1 protein-coding gene is annotated in these 995 nt (G+C 58.1%); it reads right to left on the reverse strand.

All coding sequences use genetic code 11. The features are described from left to right. Positions 1-939 (reverse strand): IS481 family transposase, encoded by a 939-nt coding sequence (locus EEB11_RS19255; RefSeq protein WP_135434199.1) that lies wholly within the window; start codon positions 937-939, stop codon positions 1-3. Positions 940-995: the final 56 nt, after the last annotated feature.

The raw sequence follows: 995 nt of genomic DNA on the forward strand, positions 1-995 counted from the left end.
CTAGGTGTTCAGTCCCGGCATCTGGTGGATCGGGTTTAGGATGAATCTGTCTGGCTCGGATGTCCAGATCTTGCAGATGTATTCATAGGGCGTGAGCCCGCCGAGGGTCTTGAGCCGACGCGCGAAATTGTAGGCGGCCATGAAGTCGGCGAGATGAATGCGAAGCTGATTGTGGTCGTCGTAATGGAAGCGTTTGACGGTCGCGTCCTTGATCGTTCGGTTCATCCGCTCGACTTGGCCATTCGTCCAGGGGTGCTTCACTTTCGTCAGCCTGTGCTCAATTTCATGCTCCCTGCACACGCGGTCGAAGATGTGCTCGAAGGCACTTGTGTCGCAGCTTCGATTTGTAAATTGGACGCCGTTGTCGGTCAGCACCGTATGCAGCCGGTAGGGAACGGCAGCGATCAGGTCGCGCAAGAACTGAGCGGCGGCCATTTTCCCCGCCTTTTCGACGAGCTGGGTGAAGGCAAACTTGCTCGTGCGGTCGATGCCGACGAACAGGTAGAGCTTGCCCTCAGCAGTCTGCACCTCTGCGATGTCGATATGGAAGTAGCCAATGGGATACCGTTTGAACCGCTGCCGCTTCTGCTTGTCGCCCTCCACATCAGGCAGCCGAGAGATACCATGGCGCTGCAGGCACCGATGCAGTGCAGAGCGCGTCGTCGGTTGCAGAGCGTAAAGGCAGTCGTCCAGCGACAGCAATGTGTGCCGCCTAAAGGCGACGATCATAGCCTCCTCAGCCTCGGCCAAAACAGTGGATCGCGGCTCCTTCGGCCCGGTCTTGAGATCCTCGACAGTCTGGCGCTTGCGCCACTTCGCGACAGTCTTGGGGTTGATCCCAAGCTCCCGGCTCAGCGTTGCGAGCGAAGCTTGCGATCGTTGTATTGCAGCTCTGACGGCGTGCGTGGTCGTGGCGCTCCCGTGACGAACTTGGCCCATAGTGCTTCCCTCCATTCCTGAGAAAAGATCGCACCATCAAAACCTGGGATCAAACA

This window comes from Pseudotabrizicola sediminis, from assembly GCF_004745575.1.
Classification (GTDB): Bacteria; Pseudomonadota; Alphaproteobacteria; order Rhodobacterales; family Rhodobacteraceae; genus Pseudotabrizicola; species Pseudotabrizicola sediminis.